The sequence below is a fragment of the Streptomyces sp. BoleA5 genome, assembly GCF_000373665.1.
Taxonomy (GTDB): Bacteria; Actinomycetota; Actinomycetes; order Streptomycetales; family Streptomycetaceae; genus Actinacidiphila.
Genome location: NZ_KB892106.1, coordinates 1 through 17,719 on the forward strand (window position 1 = coordinate 1; position 17,719 = coordinate 17,719).

Here is a 17,719-nt window from a genome sequence, read left to right on the forward strand (position 1 = left end):
CCCGCGGAGCGGGTACCACAGCGCTGCGCGCTGTGCAAGCGAAAGCCCCCCGCTTCGCGGGGGGCTGGCCGCCTCGCGGTGCTCGGCGGTGGGGACCGCTTCGCGGTCCGTGAACCCGCTGACTTCGTCAGCGGGTTGGGCCCCGCTGCGCGGGGCTGGCCTCACTTTGTTCGGCCGGCCCTTTCGGGCCTTGGTGGGCTTCCGCTTCGCTTCAGCCCACCTTGGGGACGCTGACGCGTCCTCAAGGTCAGGGTCGCTTCGCTCCCCTGACTGGCCCTCGGCTTCGCCTCGTGCCGTTAGGGCCCGCTGACGCGGGCCCGGCTGGCTACGCGATGGCGGGGCTTGTGTGGATCGCGAATGCATCGGTTTGATGCAGCATGTAGGGTTGGGAAATAGGTGATGCCCCCTGGGGGGGCTCGCCTTCTATTTGGAGGCCTTGGAGCGAGGTGAAATTTTGTGGGGGTGTCAGTAGCCTATCCGGTCTTCCGGACCTTGGATGCGAGACAGGCCTTGGCGGTGGCTTCGGCTCTGGTGCACTGCGGAGAGTGGGATGGGAACGTGTTCGTGGACGCCGAACTGCTACATATTGCGGATACTCTGAAAGCCCGTGAGCTCTTCCCCGAGGCATGGTGTTCCTTCGGTGAATCCCGCTTGCGGGCGGGTGAGCTGCCCGAGGATCCGGAAGTAGTCGCGCGGCTGCTGCCCGGGGAGCTCGATGCGGAGGAGATCGCCGGGGAGGACGTCCTGGGCCGCTTCCTCCCCCTTGCCGCGCCTGAAGCGCGTGAGCAGCTGGCGTGGATGGGGCTGCACTGGCCGGCTGTGCCGGAGCTGGGGCTGGATTTGGAGTATGCGCGGACGGGTGTGCAGATGTGTATCAACTCCACCGCTGAGCATGAACCGGCGGTGGGGCACGCGGTGTACGTCCATGTCCGTGGCGGCGAGGACGAGCGGGCTCATCACCTCGCCGGTCTGGTGGGGCAGGCCGTTATCGGCCCGGGCGAGGAGGGGTGGTGAGGGCATCCTGGACCGGGAGCGGCGCGTCCGATCCCAGACCCGGTCTTTCCCCGCTCCCGACTCCTTCCAGGCGGTCCAGGGCCGTCTTGGCCGGGACCCGGCTGCGGAGCAGTTTCCACGTCTCGACCCCACACCCCACCACCGACCCGAGACCCACGAGGAGAACCACCACGCGCCATGGCAGCCACCACTGCTCACGGGCCACCGCGTTGGCCGCCACGAACACGCCCAGGAGCAGCGGACCGCCGGCCTTGCGCAGCCACAGTTCGATCCCGTCCCACATGCGCTTCTCCCCTGCCCCCGCCTGTGCCGCCTCCTGTCTCGTTGTTGGAGGCGGGGGTGAGCATATGTGGACACGGTGAGGGCGTCCGGCGTCAGGCCGCCCCTTCCGGGGTGGTCTGCCGGTTTATCGGTTCCGGTCCCCCGGGGGCGTAGCCGTGGTGCGGGATGATGGGGCCGCTTGCTGGCAGCTCTGGACCGTCCGTTTGGTAGGTCGTAGGAAAGACTGCAGGAGAAACGAGAGAATGCCTGGAATTCAGCTTCGTGAGCACCAGGTGGACGCGCATGCGCGTATCCGGCAGTGGGTGGGATTTCCTGCACGGTCTGCTGTTCCGGTGGAGGGGGCGCGGGCCACGCTGGTGTCTGCCACGGGGTCGGGGAAGACGATCACGGCCGCCGTGGCCGCGCTGGATCTGTTCCGGGAGGGCCGGATTCTGGTCATGGTGCCCACGCTGGATCTGCTGGTGCAGACCGCGCAGGCCTGGCGCCGGGTCGGGCACCGCGGGCCGATGGTCGCGGTGTGCTCGCTGGAGGGCGACGAGGTCCTGGAGCAGCTCGGGGTGCGGGCGACGACGAATCCGGTTCGGCTCGCGCTGTGGGCGGGGTCTGGGCCGGTGGTGGTGCTGGCCACGTACGCCTCGCTGGTGGACCGCGACGACATCGACGACCTGACGGGCGAGGGGCGCGTCCGCGGGCCGCTGGAGGCCGCTCTGGTGGGCGGGGAACGGTTGTACGGGCAGCGGATGGCCTCGTTTGACCTGGCCGTCGTGGATGAGGCGCACGGCACGGCCGGGGACATGGGCCGGCCCTGGGCGGCGATCCACGACAACACCCGCATCCCGGTCGCGTACCGGCTGTACATGACCGCGACCCCGCGGATCCTGGCCGCGCCACGCCCACCGGTGGGGAGGGGCGGGACCGAGCTGGAGATCGCCTCCATGAGCGACGACCCGGCCGGGACCTACGGGAAGTGGATCTACGAACTCGGCTTGTCCGAGGCGATCGAACGCGGCATCCTCGCCGGCTTCGAGATCGACGTCCTGGAGATCGAGGACCCGGACTGGACCGTGGGGGCATCCGAGGAAGCGGTGCGGGGCCGGCGCCTCGCTTTGCTGCAGGCCGCACTGCTGGAACACGCCGCGCAACGGAACCTCACCACGGTCATGACGTTCCACCAACGGGTCGAGGAAGCCGCAGCGTTCGCCGCGAAACTACCGGCCACCGCCGCCGCCCTGCATCAGGACGAGATCCCGGCGTACGCGCTGGCCGAAGCGGACGCCCGCCCAACATCCCCGATCGGCGCCGAGGCCGGCGAACTCCCGGCGCACCGGCACGTGCCCCCAGGCCGGGTCTGGGCGCAGTGGCTGTGCGGCGACCACCTGGTCTCCGAGCGGCGCGAGGCCATCGCTCAGTTCGCGAACGGCACCGACGCCCACGGGCGCCGGGTCCACCGGGCGTTCCTCGCCAGCGTCCGCGTCCTCGGGGAAGGCGTCGACATCGTCGGGACACGCGGCGTCGAAGCCGTCTGCTTCGCCGACACCCGCGGCTCCCAAGTCGAGATCGTCCAGAACATCGGCCGGGCGCTGCGCCCCAACCCCGACGGCACCACAAAGACCGCCCGGATCATCGTGCCCGTCTTCCTCCAACCCGGCGAAGACCCCGACAACATGCTCGCCTCCGCCTCATACGCACCTCTCGTAGCCATCCTTCAAGGGCTCCGCTCACACTCAGAGCACCTGGTCGAGCAGCTCGCCAACCGCGCCCGCAGCAGCGGAGCGCGCACGATCCACGTGATACGGGACGCCGAAGGCCGCATCATCAACGCCGACGGCCGCACCGCCGGCGAGGACCAGGGCGGAACGGAGCGCGGGACGGAGACGGAAGCCGCGATGGAGCCGGCACTGCTGAACTTCGCCACCCCCCGCGACCCCGCCACCATCGCCGCGTTCCTACGCACCCGCGTCTACCGACCCGAGTCCCTGGTGTGGCTCGAGGGCTACCAAGCCCTACGACGCTGGCGGGCCGAAAACGGCATCACCGGCCTGTATGCCGTCCCCTATGACACGCAGGTCGATCTGGGCGTGACCCGGTTCCCCCTCGGACGCTGGATCCACCAGCAACGCCGGACGCTGCGGGCCGGGGAACTCGAAGAACACCGCACGACGCTGCTCGACGAGGCCGGCATGGTCTGGGAACCCGGCGACCAGGCCTGGGAGACCAAACTCGCAACCCTGCGCGCCTACCACCGCGCCCACGGCCACCTCGCACCCAGACAAGACGCCGTATGGGCCGACAGCGACGGGACGCTCGTGCCGATCGGGCAGCACCTAGCCAACCTCCGCCGCAAAGACGGCCTCGGCAAAAACCCCGAACGGGCTGCGGCACGCGCCGCACAGCTGGCCGCGATCGATGAAGACTGGGACTGCCCCTGGCCCCTGGACTGGCAACGCCACTACGCCGTACTACGGGACCTGGCAGAGACCGAGCCCGACCATTCGGTGGCTGGTATCGAGCCCGGTGTCACTTTCAATGGGGATGATCTTGGGGCCTTCATCGCCCGCCAATCGCGGGACTGGGCGCAGCTCAGCCCCGAACAGCAGCAACGGCTGTCCCAGCTGGGCGTCACGCCCGCTGAGGCGCCGTCCCCCTCCCCGGCCGCCAAGGCTACGGCGAAGGGCCCAGGCAAGGCGTCACAGGCGTTCCACCGCGGCCTGGCAGCACTCACGCAGTGGGTGGAACGGGAAGGCGCAGGCCGGCCCGTACCCAGAGGACACACCGAACCCATCACCGTCCAAGGCGAGGCGGAGCCGGTGGCTGTCCGGCTGGGCGTATGGATCTCCAACACCAAAACCCGCCGACACCGGCTCACCCCCCAGCAGCGGGCTGCGCTGGCCGAGCTCGGAGTCGAGTGGGCGTGAGATCTGCCGTCGGCGGGCGTTAAACCTGCCGGACCCGCACGAGACCCCGGGCTGTCATGGCCGCCCGGGGTCTCGTGCTGTCTGCAGTTCAGGCCGTGAGCTTCTTGAAGACCGTCTCGAAGCGGTCGAGGGTCTCGTCGTCGACCTGCGCGAAGAAAGCGTCCTTGTCCCGGGTGAGTTGGTGTGCGGGTCCGACGTGGTCGAAGTCCCGGGGCTTGTGTTGACGTTCCCTGGCGATCCCGATGCGCTTGAGGATCGGGAGGGGCGTATCGGGGGTGATCAGGTCTTCCTCGTTGATAGTCACCTCGGTCGCCTTGTTGTAGAGCCAGAGGTAGTCCTTGGCGGAGAACAGGTCCTCGATGTCGGCCGTGTCCGGGAGCCCGTCGAGCTGGCCGATGACGGTGATGTGGGACGTGTCGACTTCGGCCGCCTCGGCAGCGCTGAGAACCTTGGCGGTCACCTTGGTGGTCTCGGCTCCGTCGATGAGCGCCCGGACGGACAGTCGGCGTCCCATGACGGCGATGAAGGCTGGCATGTTGCCGATGCCGCCGACCGGAATGATGGCCAGCCGGGGGTCGAGACCGGTGCGGCCCTGGCTGACCAGGTAATCGGACATGCGCATGAGGAAGACGAAGTCGCTGCTGCCTTCCACGGCCAGGAGGGGTCCGGCTCCAAGGAACAGGTGCTGCGCCACGGAGTATCCGAGTGCCGCTTCCACCGGCAGGATCGTCTTGGGATCGGCCGACAGGCTGACCGAAGTGATGACCACGCCCAGGCTCGGGTCTGTGCGGGTCGCCTGGTCGTGGATGGCGCGCATGGTCTCGTACCGCGTGGGGTCGATCATGTGCTGAGAGTGGGTGGTGTAAAGGACCTGCTGCTTGGGCCCAAGCTCACCGTAGACGTACCGCAGGAAGTCGCCTTGCGCCTCCCCGTGCAGGCTGGTGCCCGGTTCATCCAGCAGGACAACGACGCGCTCATCGGTGTCGCGGTAAGCACTGAACGCGGCGAGGAAGGAGAAGAACCACTGGAAGCCTGTGGAACGGGTGGAGAAGTTGGTCTCCACGCCGCCGTGCCGGTCATCGCGTAGCTCGATCTTGAGCAGCCGGTGGTGGGGCTGCGGCTGGCCGTTGACGTCCGGGGGCATGGGTATGAGGTCGGTGTCGAAGACGACCGTGAGGTCCTCGTTCTGCTTCCAGTACTCGAAAACCTGAGCGCTCAGGTCCAGGCTAGCGGCCTGGAGCTCCGCCTTGCGGCTGGCGTAGTCCTCGTCCAGGAAGTCCTCCGGCCCCTCTCCTGCAAGTCGGAGCAGGGACATCATGGTCTCGTCCCCGCGCTCCCACTGCCGGGTCCTCGCGCGTTCGGCGAGGGAGTGGAGGTCGCAGTCACCAGGGAGCATCTCGTAGTTGGAGAAGTAGAAGAACTTCGGGAGCAGCTCGATCAGCTGGTCCTGCTCCTCATCGTCAAAATTCCCTTCGACGTACCGCTTGCGCCGGTCCAGCTCGGCCGGGACCTTCTCGATCGCCTTGACCCGGGCCGTCTTCTTGCCAGCGCCGACTTCTTTGGCGTGGGCCTTCGCCGCGGCGCTCACGGCCTCGATGGTCGTGTGGTCCCCCGTGATGGCCTTCTGGTCGTCCTCTTCGTCGACGCCGGCTTCTTCGAAGACGTCCGCCAGGACGTCCTCGAGGGCGCAGTGCACATCGGCTCGGAGGCTGCCGTCGTACAGGCGGGACGCCTTGACGTACGCCTTCGTCGGCGGCCGTACGCCGACTAGTTCCTCGATCGCGTCGAAGTCCGCATCTTCCAGCTTGAAGACGGCCGTCACGGCAGCGACCGTGTCGAGATCCTTCGTGCGCCGGTGCCTGGACAAGTCCCGCCGTGGGTAGTCGGTGGTGACATGGAAGTCGTCGGCGTTGTTGGCCGGGTTCAGCCGATGCAGAGCCTTGAGAACCGTCGTCTTGCCCGACTCGTTCTTGCCAATCAGGCACGTGACCTCGGGGTCGACCGCCATGGTCTGCTTGTTCGTGATGTTGCGGAACGCCTCGATCTCCACGGACGTCACCAGCATGGCACTCCCCTCCAAGGGCCACGTTGCCCTGTCTGATCCGCATACCGCGGGCTTGATCAGTCAGTATGAATCCCGCCACTGACAGTCGCGGCCGGTTTCTGTCCGCCGGGCCGCCGCCCCCCACGGGGGTGGGGAAGAGTGCGCTGGGAATAGGCCCCGTCCCTGGACAGGGACGGGGCCTGACTCGCTCCGGGCTTACCCGGCTGAGAGCAGCCACCTCCATGACAGCCGGCCCGCCTCACACTGGCCAGAAAACAGCAGCCGCCTGGTCACTTCATGACAGCAGACCTGCCCGCAACGACCTCGTGACCAGGCACCCGACATCCCGCCCCGCTGACGCCCGCCCAATGCCACCAACGCACCCACTCACATGGGCCTCCGGGTCGGCAATGGCCCGGGGGCCCACGCTGTCAGCTCACGTCTTCTTCGTCGGGGCTGCTATCGGTGCGGTGAAGGGCGCGGGCAATCAGTGAGATCGTTTCATCCTGAACTTGCAGGTCACGGGGCTGGTGTGGCCGGTCGTGGGGGTGCTCATGCTGGTCGGTGGCGTGATCGGTAGCAGGTGATCGTCTGGTCATGGAGCGATTCGCCGGAACTGCGGCCACAGGGCGTCAGTGCCGTTTACTGAGCACGGAATCAAGGGAGTTCACGGGACGGGAAAGGGGGGCGGCGGGTGGCTGCGGTGCTGACGTGGGTGATTCGGCGGCGGGTCGTGCTGGCGGACCGGTTCGAGTAGCTGGGCAAGGAACTGGCGGAGGCGGAAGCCGAGGTGGCCCGTCTGGAGCAGGCCGCAGTGGCGGGCCGTCGCCCGGCGCGAGGCACACCAGCGCCACTGTCGGCGGCCGAGCACGTCGGGGAGGCGCTGGAGCGGATCGCAGCCGAGGTGGCGCCGCAGCTCACTTGAAACGCGCTGCACCACGTGTCCTGCCTCACAATCGAGGTCGCTAGGCAACCTCTCCACCGCTGGAATCTTCTCCTTTCGAGTGAAGATCCTGAAGAGGCGGCCTCGCCTGCTCATACTCCTGACCCTGGCCGTGGTGGCGGCCGTGACGGTGACCGTCGTCATGGTCATCCAGGCGAACAAGATGGAGACGCTCTCCCCGGGCGAGGAACGCGGCCGGGCCGCGTCAGGAGCCCGCGTACCGTCGGGGCAGGTGGACTGCCGGAAGGACAAGTGCATCGCGCTCACCTTCGACGGCAATCCGGGCGAACCCACCGACCGGCTGATGGACCTCCTGAAGGAGTACAAGGCGCCGTCGACGTTCTTCCTTGAGGGCCGGCGCATCCACAAGTTCCCGGATGTGGTGCGGCGGATCGCCAAGGACGGCCACGAGATCGGGGACCACACCTGGACGCACGCGGTGCTGACCGATGTCTCTGATGCGCAGATCCGCGACGAGCTGCGCCGCACGGCACGGGCCATCTCCGGCATCACCGGCAGCGAGCCGATGCTGATGCGCCCGCCCCAGGGCCGCACCGACGACCGCGTCTCCAAGGTCTCGAAAGAACTGGGGATGGCGCAGGTGCTGTGGACGGTGACCGCGAAGGACTACGAGACGGATGACACCGCGCTGATCACCAGGCGCGTACTCGAGGGCGCCGGCCGCGACGGGATCATCCTGCTCCACCCGCTGCACAAGGGCACCGTGCCGGCCATGCCTTCCATCCTGGAGGCGCTCAGCAAGCAGGGCTACACCTTCGTGACCGTCTCCCAGCTGCTCGCTCCGTCCAAGGCCGAGCCCGGCAAGATCTACAAGTGACTGACTGACACGCGAAGCGTCCGCCTCCTTGGGCCCCTCGCCACCGCGGGAGCGGCGGCCACCGGTTCCGCCGAACTCCGGCGACTCGTTCGGCATCCCATTTCAGGTGTGGTCGGTCGTGAGGTCCCTGCGGCCCGCTCTCTGCGGGCCGCCATCCCACCACCGGCCCAGCGCAGCGGCTCCCAGGCCGCCCCCACGACGGCCGGAGAGACGGGCGCACCCCCGCGCAGGGAGCCGGCTACGCCACGCCCACACCCCCACACAAGAGAAGTCAGACCGGCTGGCGCCCACAAAACCACCCGTGACCAGGGCGGATACAGGCCGCCCGTCGGAGGGTGCGCAACGCCCGCCGCAACCCCTGCCGCAACGCCCGCTGCAACGGCCGCCGCAACGGCTCTCGCAACCCCTGCCACGACGCCACAAGCGGCCCCCCGGCCCGCAATGCCGCCGCCCCCCACGCGCGGCCCCGCCCCGGGGCCGCCACAACCCCAGGCCCGGGCGCCGGGCCAGCGGCGCCCCCTCGCCCCGCCCAGCGGCGGGGAAGCGGTCCCCACGAACCAGCCCTCTCCATCATGTTCGTGGATCCAAGGGGCGGTTCCAGGGGAAGTCAGAGCCACACGCCTCACTCACCACCAGGTGCGAGCTGCGGCAACAGACCGGTGAGTCCCAGCAAAGCCGCAGGTGATGGCGCAGGTAATGACGCAGGCGTTGCCGCAGGTGATGGCGCAGGCAATGTCGCGGCCCGAGACCGGGGTGCAAGCGATAGCGCAAGCGATAGTGCAAGGGATAGCGCAAGGGATATTGCAAGGAATGGTGCCGGGGTCTGCGGGGACGTTCGCTGTGCCCTGCCGGGCATTGACATGGGCCAGCGGACGACGCAGGGTGACACCCGGGGGGAGTGATCAAAGGGGGGTGACCGCGTGGTGGTGGCGTACCGCTTCACGCTGGCCCGCATCGTGCGCGCCGGGCCGGTCACCGCGCACGCGGTCCTGGACGAATGGGCCCACGGGCAGATCACCGTTCCCGTGCCCACGCTCCGCTCTCTCACAGATCAGCGGCCTGGCCCGGCAGGAACTGGCGGGGGCGATGTTCGAGGTCATGGCCAACTGCGCCGCCGCCACGGACGCCGACGTCGACCCGCACGGCTGGCGCCTGCTGGCCCGCAGTGACGGCGAACACCGCCTCACGGTGCCGCGATCGTGGAGCAGCGTAACCACCTGACCGGAGGCCGTTCCCGCGCCGCGGTCGACACCAGATACCTCTCCCTCCCCTGCGGCTATCGCGCTGGTGAGGAGGTGTCGCCGTCCCGCACCGGCTTGCCCACCGGCCATGACCAGCAGCAACACCACCACACTGAAGACGGGCCTGGCTACCTTCGGTGCCACCCTCGGTGCACCCCTGCACGCAACCGTCCAGACCACCCTCCAGACCACCCTCCAGCCCACTGTCCAGGCACCCCGCCAGGAGCACCAGGAGCCGGTCGCGGCGACCCGCCGCCGCGGACGCGCCCGCCGGCCTGCAGCGTGGGCAAGCCCCCGGGAACGGGCTTGCCCACCAGAGCGAACGTCGCTTCCCTGGCGCTGGCTGCTCTGCGCAGTGAGGGCGGGGCGTGCGTGGGCGGGCGATGCAGGCGCCCTACCCGAGACTGCGGGCCCTGCTGCGGGCGGTCGGGGACGCCCCGTACGAGGCAGATGAAGCCCGGGACGTACGGTTCCGCCTGCCCGATGCCCAGGGCAAGGAGCGCTGGCTGAGGCTGGATGAGATCCCGCTGCCGCCGACGACTCCCGCGGCCTGGCCTCGCTCGTAGCGGTACCGGGCCACCCCTCTCGGCGGTACCTCTTCAGGTCCCGTGCGAGACAGTTGGGCAGGCGTTGTGAATGATCTTCTTTCGGTCGAGGTGACCGAGTCGGGCCCCTGCCTGGTGGCGAGGGTGCACGGGACCATGGACTATGTCTCGCAGCCAGAGTTGCTCGGGCGGCTGACGCAGGTGATCGATCGAGCGGAGCGGGCCGTCGTGCTGAACCTGGCCGGTGTGTCGTTCTGTGACTCGGCGGGTCTGAACGTGCTGCTGGGCCCGCCGTGAGGCGGAGGCCGCAGGGGCGGTGCTGGTCCTGACCGACGTCCCGGACCAGTTGCGCCGGATCCTGGAGATCACCGGAGCCGATCACGTCCTTCGGGTCTTCGACACCGTCGCCGACGCCGAGGCCGCCCTGAGCAGCTGACAGCACCTTGCATGAGCCAGCCACGGTGTACACGAGGCTTCGCTGCGATCTCTCGCGCCCACAACAGCATGTTCACCTGCTGGATAACACCGCATGGCAGTCGCCCCGAGCCAGATCTCACCCTCGTGACAGTGGCCCCACCCCGCAAAAACAGCCATTTACCAGCAACAACACACCAACGATCAACTGTCTCTCGCAACCACTGCTCCGAAACCGACAGATCGCCCATGGCTTTGGCCATTCGTGTGGGGTGACGCCCGCAGGGTTCCGTCGTTGAACTATCCGAAGCACAGCCCCGCTTGGCCCCCCAGGGACGCATGGACCTGGGGGCCACGTGCTGCCGGGACCGTAAAATCCTTGACCATGCCCGCTTCCGTGACTTTGCCGGTGGCTGTAGCTGTGGCGGTCCCCGCGCCCCGCCGACCCGCACGCAGGCGGGTGCGGCACGGTCAGGCTTCGTGTGCGGACTACGGCTGTACCCGGCCGGTGTGTCGTCAGGCCGCCCGGCGCTACGACATGAAGATCATCGCGGCAGCGCCGAGCAGGTCGACGACGAAGCACCACTCCGCCCACGCCCGAGGCACAACCATCTTGGCCCGGTGGTGGGCGAAGTCCCAGGCTGCGTGACCGAGCCAGCCGGCGGCCAGGACGTACCAGCCGAGGCTGTGATCCACCGCCAGCGCCACCATGGCCAGGACACCGAAGCCGAGCAACCCTGCCGTCTGGAGCATGAGCACGCCTGGCCTGCGGAGCTCCCCGCGCAACGCCCCGAAGATCAGGTAGCAGACCGACATGCCGACGAGGAGCCACGCCAGGAACTCCAGGGCCGGGAGGCCGTCCGCGAACGTGGCGACCACCAACGCGAGAGCGAACCACGTGGGCCAGCGGTGCTTGAGCGTGCTCACAAAGCCGAAGGTGGCGGTCTCTGAACCATCCCGGCCGGCCGTGGCCGATGTCTTGTCGTCCTGAGCGGAGCCGATCATCAGGTGGCCTCCCGAAGCGATGGTGTCGGTCATGGCTCCACTGTTGGTCCGGCCGGTTCCATGAGAAGGCGGCGCCCCATGAGACGTCTGGAACCTTGGGGTGCCGGTCTCTTTGGCATAGGGTCGCCGCGTGGACGAACGCTTAATCGTGATCGTCGGCTACGACACGGCCGAGCTGCTGGACATCGCCTGCGTGACCACGAGCCTGGCCATGGCGAATCGGATCCGTAACCCCGCCCTCCCCTACCGCGTGAGTGTGGCCAGTCCGGGTAGCACCCCAATCACCTGTGGCTCGGGCCTGACATTGCAGAGTCAGCAGCCCCTCGAGCGACTCACCGGTCCGCTCGACACGTTGATCGTCTCGGGCGGCCTGGGACACGAGCGGGCGGCCGCTGACCCGCGGCTCGTTGGCCACGTCCGCCGCCTGGCCAAGGAAAGCCGACGCGTGGCCTCGGTGTGTACCGGGGCCAGTATCCTGGCCGCCACCGGACTGCTGGACGGGCGCCGCGCCACCACGCACTGGCGGTACGCATCCCAGCTCGCCGCACAACACCCAGCGATCACCGTGGATTCCAGCCCCATCTACATACGCGACGGAGACGTTTACACGGCGGCTGGCATCACCAGCGCCCTGGATCTCACCCTCGCCTTCATCGAGGATGATCACGGCGCCGAGCTGGCCCGCCAGGTGGCGCGGGACCTGGTCACCTACCTGCAGCGACCGGGAAACCAGGCCCAGATGAGCCTGTTCACCGCCGCCCCGGCACCCAAGAACGACATGGTCCGACAGCTCATCGAACACATTACGAGCCATCTGGACCACGACTTGAACGCGGCCGCGTTGGCGGCCCGCGCGGGCGTGACCCCGCGCCACCTCACCCGGCTGTTCCTGGAACACCTCGGGCAGCCGCCGGGCCGGTTCGTACGCCAGGCCCGCACCGAGGCGGCCGCTCACCTGCTGGCGTCCACCGCGCTTCCGCTGGCAAGCGTGGCCACGCGGTGCGGGTTCGGTTCGACCGAGACGCTGCGCCAGGCTTTCACCAGCCGATACGGGATCTCACCGTCGCGCTACCGGGCAACACAGACCGGGCACTCCGCCAAGTAGGGCCCCTTCGACCTTCTCCGGAATCGGCCCGGTGGGTGAAGCGGCAGTCACGATGGCGGGCACGGCGCCCGGGCCATTACCTCGCAGAGGGTCGGGTACACGATCGGAGACCGGTCGTCCCGCAGCCATTTCCTGCTCTCCTTCTCCTCGCCGAGTCTGATCCGGCATCTCACAGCCAGGCGAGGCATTTACCCGCCCGGCGGCCGCAGTGGCGAACGCCCCGCTCGCAGAGGGCCGAAAGCGGAGAACAAGTGGTGCTGGAGGGCTGCTGATGGGTTCGCTGTTCGAGGAGCGGCCCTGGATTGTCCTGGTCGACGGAGCCCGCCACCAGCTCGACCTGATCGCCGCCGAGGCCGACCGCATCCCTGGTCCGCCCACCCGAGCAGGTCATCGCCGATGCCTTCGACCAAGCTCAGGCCCGCGACTCCAGGCACCCACCGGCGCGGGATCACGGTGCACGTCCTGCTGGACTTCGTTCACGTTGCCGAGTACGTCTGCGCCGCCGCGCACGCCTTCCACAGTGCGGAGCCGGAGGACGGCTTCGGCCCCGGGAAGGCCCCAGCGGGCGCCGGTGATGTCGAGTCCCGCGGCTTTCGCGCTCGGCCTGGAGCGCGGCGACCCTCGCGTGGCTTTCGCAGTCCTCGCACAGTTCTCTCTCCCCGTGGTTCCCGGGAGCCTCGTGCCGTTCGGAAAGCCCGCGGACCGCCACCGCGGCCCGCCCCGCCGGGCCGCACCCCGCTTCTCGTCAGCCCCGCGCAGCGGCCCCCCGGGCCAGGTCCCGCTACGGGCGAGAGCGGGCGCGCCCGCGCAGGGAAACCCCGCCTACCCCCTCCCACAAGGGGAAGTCAGGACCGCGTGCTTCGGTAAAATGGGCTGTGACCTGGGAAAACGCGGGGCGGTCGGTGGTGCGTGCGCAACGGACGCCGCAACGGCCCGCGCAACCGGCGCCGCAACGCACAGCGCAACCCCCGCCGCAACGGCAAACGAAGGGCCGCGCACCGGTGTTGCGCCCGCTCTGTTTGCGGATGATGGGCCCGCCACGGACTCATCCGCCAAACCGGACCCGCCAACTACACCAGCCAGGGCAACCCATGAACCCATTGCCACCAGCACGAATACGTTAACTACCCGGCCTTGCATCAACCCCCGGTCTCAGCTGGCTCATACCGCTCTTCCCACGGGCCGCATGAGCCAGCTGATGGCACCGAGAACGAGGCACGATTCCTGGACCGCTCGCGGACGCGGCCGTGGACGGTCAGCTGACCCGGAGACCGACCGCCAGAGTCAGCTCAAGGACCCGGTGTGGCGATGCGAGATCCGGAAACAGCTCCCGCAGCTGCGACATCCGGTACCGGACTGTCTGGGGGTGGACGAACAACGCCGCCGCCACCTCGTCCCGCCTGCCCTGGTGCAGCAGCCACGCCCGCAACGTCTCCTCCAGCCGCTGTGCGGTCGCGACAGGCAAGGTCCGCAACGGTGCGAGGGCTTGGACACGCAGGTCTGCGAACGCGTCCACGTCGGCGCTCAGCACCAGCTCGGGCAGGTGGTCCTCGGTGTCGCGAATATCAGAGGAGAGGGAGCGCGCGCGTACGGCTCGTGCGTACGAGGCGGACGCACGAGTCCATGGCCGGGCCGGGCCGACCACGGCGGTGCGGCCGGTTAGCTGCCGCAAGAGATGTGATCGGTCGGCATCCGGGACGAGCAGCACACCGGTGGCATCCGGCAGATCGTCGAGGACGAGGGTGCTCGGGTCGAGCGCGCGGTAGGCAGGCCTGGACTGCGCGGCAGGCAGCAGGACCGCGGTCAGCGAAACCGGAGGCTGCCACCCGGCCCGTTGAACAGAGGCCAGCAGCACGTCCGGGCTCGCGCCGGCGAGAAGGTCGCGGGCCAGGTGTTCCAGCTGGCGCTCGTGGGCCCTGCCCCGGGCAGCCAGTTCGTCAGCGTGGCCCGCGGCGCTCGCGGCGGAGAGCTCGTCGATGTAGGCGAAGGTCAGCTCGGCGAACTTGGCGACCTCGGCGGCGGGCAGACCTGCGGACACGGCACCCGCTGCCAGGCATCGCCAGGCCACGCGGGCGCCGACGCGGTAGGCGCTGAGCAGGGCGTCCATCGAACGGCCGTCGCGCACCTCGCCGCGGCCCAACTCGTAGGCTGCGTCACCGGCGTCGCCGCCTGTGGCGTTCCCGCTCGCGAGGTCCAGGTAGTGCCCCAGGGCGGTGCGGACGGCTCGGCGGATGGTGCCGCCCATGCTGCCCGAAAGGGCGTTGGCGTAGGAAGGGACCTCGTCGATGATCGCCTGGACGACCTCGTCGGCGGTGGTCTTCAGCGCGGCCCGAAGTGCGGTGACCGTCGTCTCATCCAGGGCCAGTCCGCTGGCCCTCCTGATTGCATGGCTCACGTTTTGTTCCCTGCGAACAATTCAGCCGACCAGATTCACGTCCTGCGGTCAGGACTTTACGCCTTGAGGCGCAGCAAGCTGGAGTCATGACGAGTGCAGCCCTCCGCAGCAGGGCGTGGAAACTGCTGGAGATGGTCACGACGCCGCTGCTGCCGTCGGACTACCTCGACCTGGTCAGCCCGCTGCGTGCGGGCGCTGACCTGCGTGGGCGCATCGAGGCCGTGCACCCCGAGACGGGTGACGCCGCGACTATCGTGATCAGGCCAGGACGGGGCTGGCGCGGTCACACAGCCGGTCAGTACGTGCGGATCGGGGTCGACGTCGACGGGGTGCGCCTGTGGCGTGCCTACTCCATCACCTCGCCGACAAACCGCCAGGACGGCCGCGTCACGATCACCGTGAAGGCGATCCCGGACGGCAAGGTCAGCAACTACCTGGTCCGCAGAGCGAAACCGGGCACGCTGATCCAGCTCGACCAGCCGACCGGTGACTTCGTGCTGCCGCAGGCCAAGCCCGACAAGGTGCTCTACCTGACGGCCGGCAGCGGCATCACGCCCGTGATGGGCATGCTGCGCGACATCGAGTTCGACGACGTCGTCATGGTCCACTGCGCGCCACAGCCGCAAGACGTGATTTTCCGCAAGGAGCTGCACGACCTGGTCGCGGACAAGAAGCTGCGGCTCAGGGAGGTGCACACCGACACAGACGGCATGCTCGACATCGCCCGTCTCGACGAACTCGTGCCCGACTGGTCCGAGCGCGAGACCTGGGCTTGCGGGCCCGCGGGCCTGCTCGACGCCGCCGAAGAGCACTGGACCGAGCACGGCGTACAAGAGCGCCTGCACACCGAACGCTTCCGCCCCAGCATCGTCGTCGCCGGCGACGGCGGCGAGGTCACATTCAGCGCCACCGGCAAGACCGTCGATGCGGACAGCGCCACGCCGTTGCTGGACATCGGTGAGGAGGCCGGCGTGCTCATGCCCTCCGGGTGCCGCATGGGCATCTGCTTCGGCTGCATCACGCCGCTCAAGGCGGGCGCCGTCCGCGACCTGCGCACCGGCGAGATCACCGAGGCCGAGCCGGGCGTCCTCATCCAGACCTGCGTGTCCGCCGCGGCGGGCCCCTGCGACATCGAACGGTAGGAGCACCTTGACCGCCATCGACCCCACCGCCCACCTGACCGCGGAGCAGATCAAGGAGCTTGGCCGTGAGCTGGACGCGATCCGCGACGAGGTGATCGCCAGCCGCGGCGAGAAAGACGCCGCCTACATCCGTAAGGTCATCTCGGCGCAGCGCAAGCTCGAGCTGGTCAGCAGAGGCGTGCTGCTGTTCTCGATCTTCCCGCCCGCGTGGCTGCTCGGCACCGCCGGGCTGTCCGTGGCGAAGATCATGGACAACATGGAGATCGGCCACAACGTCCTGCACGGCCAGTGGGACTGGATGCGAGACCCGAAGATCCACTCCACCACCTGGGAGTGGGATCACGTCTCGCCGTCCGAGCAGTGGAAGCACTCGCACAACGAGCTGCACCACACGTACACCAACGTGATCGGCAAGGACAACGACCTCGGCTACGGCATCATGCGCGTCGACGAGGACCAAAAGTGGCACCCGTTCCACCTCGGCCAGCCGCTGTGGAACTTCATCAACGCCTGCTTCTTCGAGTACGGCATCGCAGCGTACGACCTGGAGCTCGGCAAGAACCTGCACAAGCGCCGCCGCAAGAGCCCGGAGTTCCGCGCGCGGGCCACGGCCGTGGGCCGCAAGATCCGTAAGCAGGTGCTCAAGGACTACGTGATCCACCCGCTGCTGTCAGGTCCGTCGTTCCTCACCACGCTTACCGCCACATTCACCGCGAACCTGGTCCGCAACATCTGGTCCCATTCGGTGATCATGTGCGGGCACTTCCCCGAGGGCGTACAGGTTTTCGAGCGCCGGTCGATCAAGGGCGAGACGCGCGGCCAGTGGTACCTGCGCCAGATGATGGGCTCGGCAAACATCAGCGGCAGCAAGGCCATGCACTTCATGACCGGCAACCTGTCGCACCAGATCGAGCACCACCTGTTCCCGGACCTGCCGAGCAACCGGTACGCCGAGGTCGCGGTGAAGGTGCGCGCGCTGTTCGAGAAGTACGAGCTGGAGTACGTCACCGGCCCGCTGCCCAAGCAGGTGTTCTCCGCGTGGCACAAGGTTGTCCGGCTCTCGCTGCCGAACAAGAAGCCCAAGGTCACGACGCCGGACTGCGAGCAGGAGCTCGTCGCGGCCTGAATTCCCGGTATTGGTTCAGATCTTCCGGCCGTACCGGCGGCACCGCCGGGTTCGGTGAGATCCGTTGCGGACGGTGGGCGACCGCGACATCAGACCGTACGACACGGGATCCGGGCAGCCCGGTGTCCGGCTGCGCTGCCTGGGACGTGCGCCAGGAGCTCAGCACCCAGCCCCCGGCGAGGTGTTGTAGTGCGCTGACCTGCCGTGGTCGGGCCCTGTCCGGTCTCCGGTGGAACTCAGGCCGGCCCGCTCCCGGCCCCGGCTCGTGACGGCCTTCGTCGTCCGTTTCCGCCTCGACCCTGCCGGATCCGGCAGCAGGGAACAGCCGTACTACTGTCAGGATGGCCAGGACTTCCCCTTCTTGTTGGACAGCCTGGCCCCCTACCTTCCCGCCCAGCCCTGCCTGTTCGAGGAACCTCAGACCCGTTTCGCCGAGCTGCACAGACGCGCCTACGAAAAGCGTGTGCACCGGGCGCTGGTCTCCGGCGCGTCCGACTCCCTGACGCATCTGTATCTCCGCCAGGGTGAGCTCACAGCCCTCCTGCTGCTCGAGTACAGCCGAAAGCGCCAACCCAGTGCTCTCAACAGGCTGCTGGCCGCCGACCTCAGCGCCCGCGCAGGCCGACCCCCAGAAGCCGCAGAAACATACAAGAGGGCCCTCCAGGAAGCAGACCACCGCCGCCGACAAGAACCATGACCCCAGGCGGGGA

The 17,719-nt window shown here is 68.5% G+C and carries 15 protein-coding genes and 1 pseudogene; 12 read left to right on the plus strand and 4 right to left on the minus strand.

Going from position 1 to position 17,719, the window contains the following annotated elements; genetic code table 11:
• Positions 1 to 558 precede the first annotated feature (558 nt).
• Entirely contained in the window at positions 559 to 1,014 is a 456-nt protein-coding gene (locus B085_RS45725) for a hypothetical protein (RefSeq protein ID WP_158689779.1), read from the plus strand.
• Here the strand turns inward: B085_RS45725 and B085_RS0120470 are convergent.
• Entirely contained in the window at positions 986 to 1,297 is a 312-nt protein-coding gene (locus B085_RS0120470) for a hypothetical protein (protein WP_018560449.1), read from the minus strand. The genes B085_RS45725 and B085_RS0120470 overlap by 29 nt on opposite strands.
• Before the next feature lie 241 nt (positions 1,298 to 1,538).
• Between B085_RS0120470 and B085_RS0120475 the strand changes: the two genes are divergently transcribed.
• Positions 1,539 to 4,211 (plus strand): DEAD/DEAH box helicase, encoded by a 2,673-nt coding sequence (locus B085_RS0120475; protein ID WP_026251265.1) that lies wholly within the window; start codon positions 1,539 to 1,541, stop codon positions 4,209 to 4,211.
• An 88-nt stretch (positions 4,212 to 4,299) separates the two neighbouring features.
• Here B085_RS0120475 and B085_RS0120480 read toward each other — a convergent pair whose 3' ends face one another.
• Positions 4,300 to 6,276 (minus strand): AAA family ATPase, encoded by a 1,977-nt coding sequence (locus B085_RS0120480; protein ID WP_018560451.1) that lies wholly within the window; start codon positions 6,274 to 6,276, stop codon positions 4,300 to 4,302.
• 983 nt (positions 6,277 to 7,259) lie between these two features.
• Between B085_RS0120480 and B085_RS0120485 the strand changes: the two genes are divergently transcribed.
• The 5 genes from B085_RS0120485 to B085_RS51685 all read left to right on the plus strand — a co-directional run bounded on the left by B085_RS0120485 (position 7,260) and on the right by B085_RS51685 (position 10,258).
• Positions 7,260 to 8,036, plus strand: a complete 777-nt coding sequence (locus B085_RS0120485) for a polysaccharide deacetylase family protein (protein WP_018560452.1) — start codon at positions 7,260 to 7,262, stop codon at positions 8,034 to 8,036.
• 1,086 nt (positions 8,037 to 9,122) lie between these two features.
• Complete coding sequence (locus B085_RS51480) at positions 9,123 to 9,257, plus strand: hypothetical protein (RefSeq protein ID WP_018560453.1); 135 nt, start codon at positions 9,123 to 9,125, stop codon at positions 9,255 to 9,257.
• A gap of 388 nt (positions 9,258 to 9,645) precedes the next feature.
• Positions 9,646 to 9,843 carry a hypothetical protein gene (locus B085_RS0120495; protein WP_158689780.1) on the plus strand — a complete coding sequence of 66 codons (198 nt, stop codon included), beginning with the start codon at positions 9,646 to 9,648 and terminating at the stop codon, positions 9,841 to 9,843.
• Between the two features lie 90 nt (positions 9,844 to 9,933).
• Positions 9,934 to 10,119, plus strand: coding sequence for an STAS domain-containing protein (locus B085_RS43095; protein WP_018560455.1), 186 nt, complete (start codon positions 9,934 to 9,936; stop codon positions 10,117 to 10,119).
• Between the two features lie 19 nt (positions 10,120 to 10,138).
• Complete coding sequence (locus B085_RS51685; RefSeq protein WP_018560456.1) at positions 10,139 to 10,258, plus strand: hypothetical protein; 120 nt, start codon at positions 10,139 to 10,141, stop codon at positions 10,256 to 10,258.
• A 509-nt stretch (positions 10,259 to 10,767) separates the two neighbouring features.
• Here B085_RS51685 and B085_RS43100 read toward each other — a convergent pair.
• Positions 10,768 to 11,274: a hypothetical protein gene (locus B085_RS43100; RefSeq protein ID WP_018560457.1), complete on the minus strand. Its 507-nt coding sequence runs from the start codon at positions 11,272 to 11,274 to the stop codon at positions 10,768 to 10,770.
• A gap of 97 nt (positions 11,275 to 11,371) precedes the next feature.
• On the opposite strand from B085_RS43100, the gene B085_RS0120510 reads away from it, so the two are divergent.
• Both B085_RS0120510 and B085_RS50885 read left to right on the plus strand, forming a co-directional pair.
• Positions 11,372 to 12,346 carry a GlxA family transcriptional regulator gene (locus B085_RS0120510; RefSeq protein ID WP_018560458.1) on the plus strand — a complete coding sequence of 325 codons (975 nt, stop codon included), beginning with the start codon at positions 11,372 to 11,374 and terminating at the stop codon, positions 12,344 to 12,346.
• A gap of 186 nt (positions 12,347 to 12,532) precedes the next feature.
• A pseudogene (locus tag B085_RS50885) lies at positions 12,533 to 12,871 on the plus strand (hypothetical protein); the annotation flags it as partial.
• 730 nt (positions 12,872 to 13,601) lie between these two features.
• Here B085_RS50885 and B085_RS0120515 read toward each other — a convergent pair.
• Positions 13,602 to 14,741: a PucR family transcriptional regulator gene (locus tag B085_RS0120515; protein WP_018560459.1), complete on the minus strand. Its 1,140-nt coding sequence runs from the start codon at positions 14,739 to 14,741 to the stop codon at positions 13,602 to 13,604.
• 86 nt (positions 14,742 to 14,827) lie between these two features.
• On the opposite strand from B085_RS0120515, the gene B085_RS0120520 reads away from it, so the two are divergent.
• From B085_RS0120520 to B085_RS45730, 3 genes are all read left to right on the plus strand, one after another.
• Positions 14,828 to 15,883: a ferredoxin reductase gene (locus tag B085_RS0120520; RefSeq protein WP_026251266.1), complete on the plus strand. Its 1,056-nt coding sequence runs from the start codon at positions 14,828 to 14,830 to the stop codon at positions 15,881 to 15,883.
• A 7-nt stretch (positions 15,884 to 15,890) separates the two neighbouring features.
• Positions 15,891 to 17,009, plus strand: a complete 1,119-nt coding sequence (locus tag B085_RS0120525) for a fatty acid desaturase family protein (protein ID WP_018560461.1) — start codon at positions 15,891 to 15,893, stop codon at positions 17,007 to 17,009.
• A gap of 265 nt (positions 17,010 to 17,274) precedes the next feature.
• Positions 17,275 to 17,706 carry a hypothetical protein gene (locus B085_RS45730; protein WP_018560462.1) on the plus strand — a complete coding sequence of 144 codons (432 nt, stop codon included), beginning with the start codon at positions 17,275 to 17,277 and terminating at the stop codon, positions 17,704 to 17,706.
• The last annotated feature ends 13 nt before the right edge of the window (positions 17,707 to 17,719 follow it).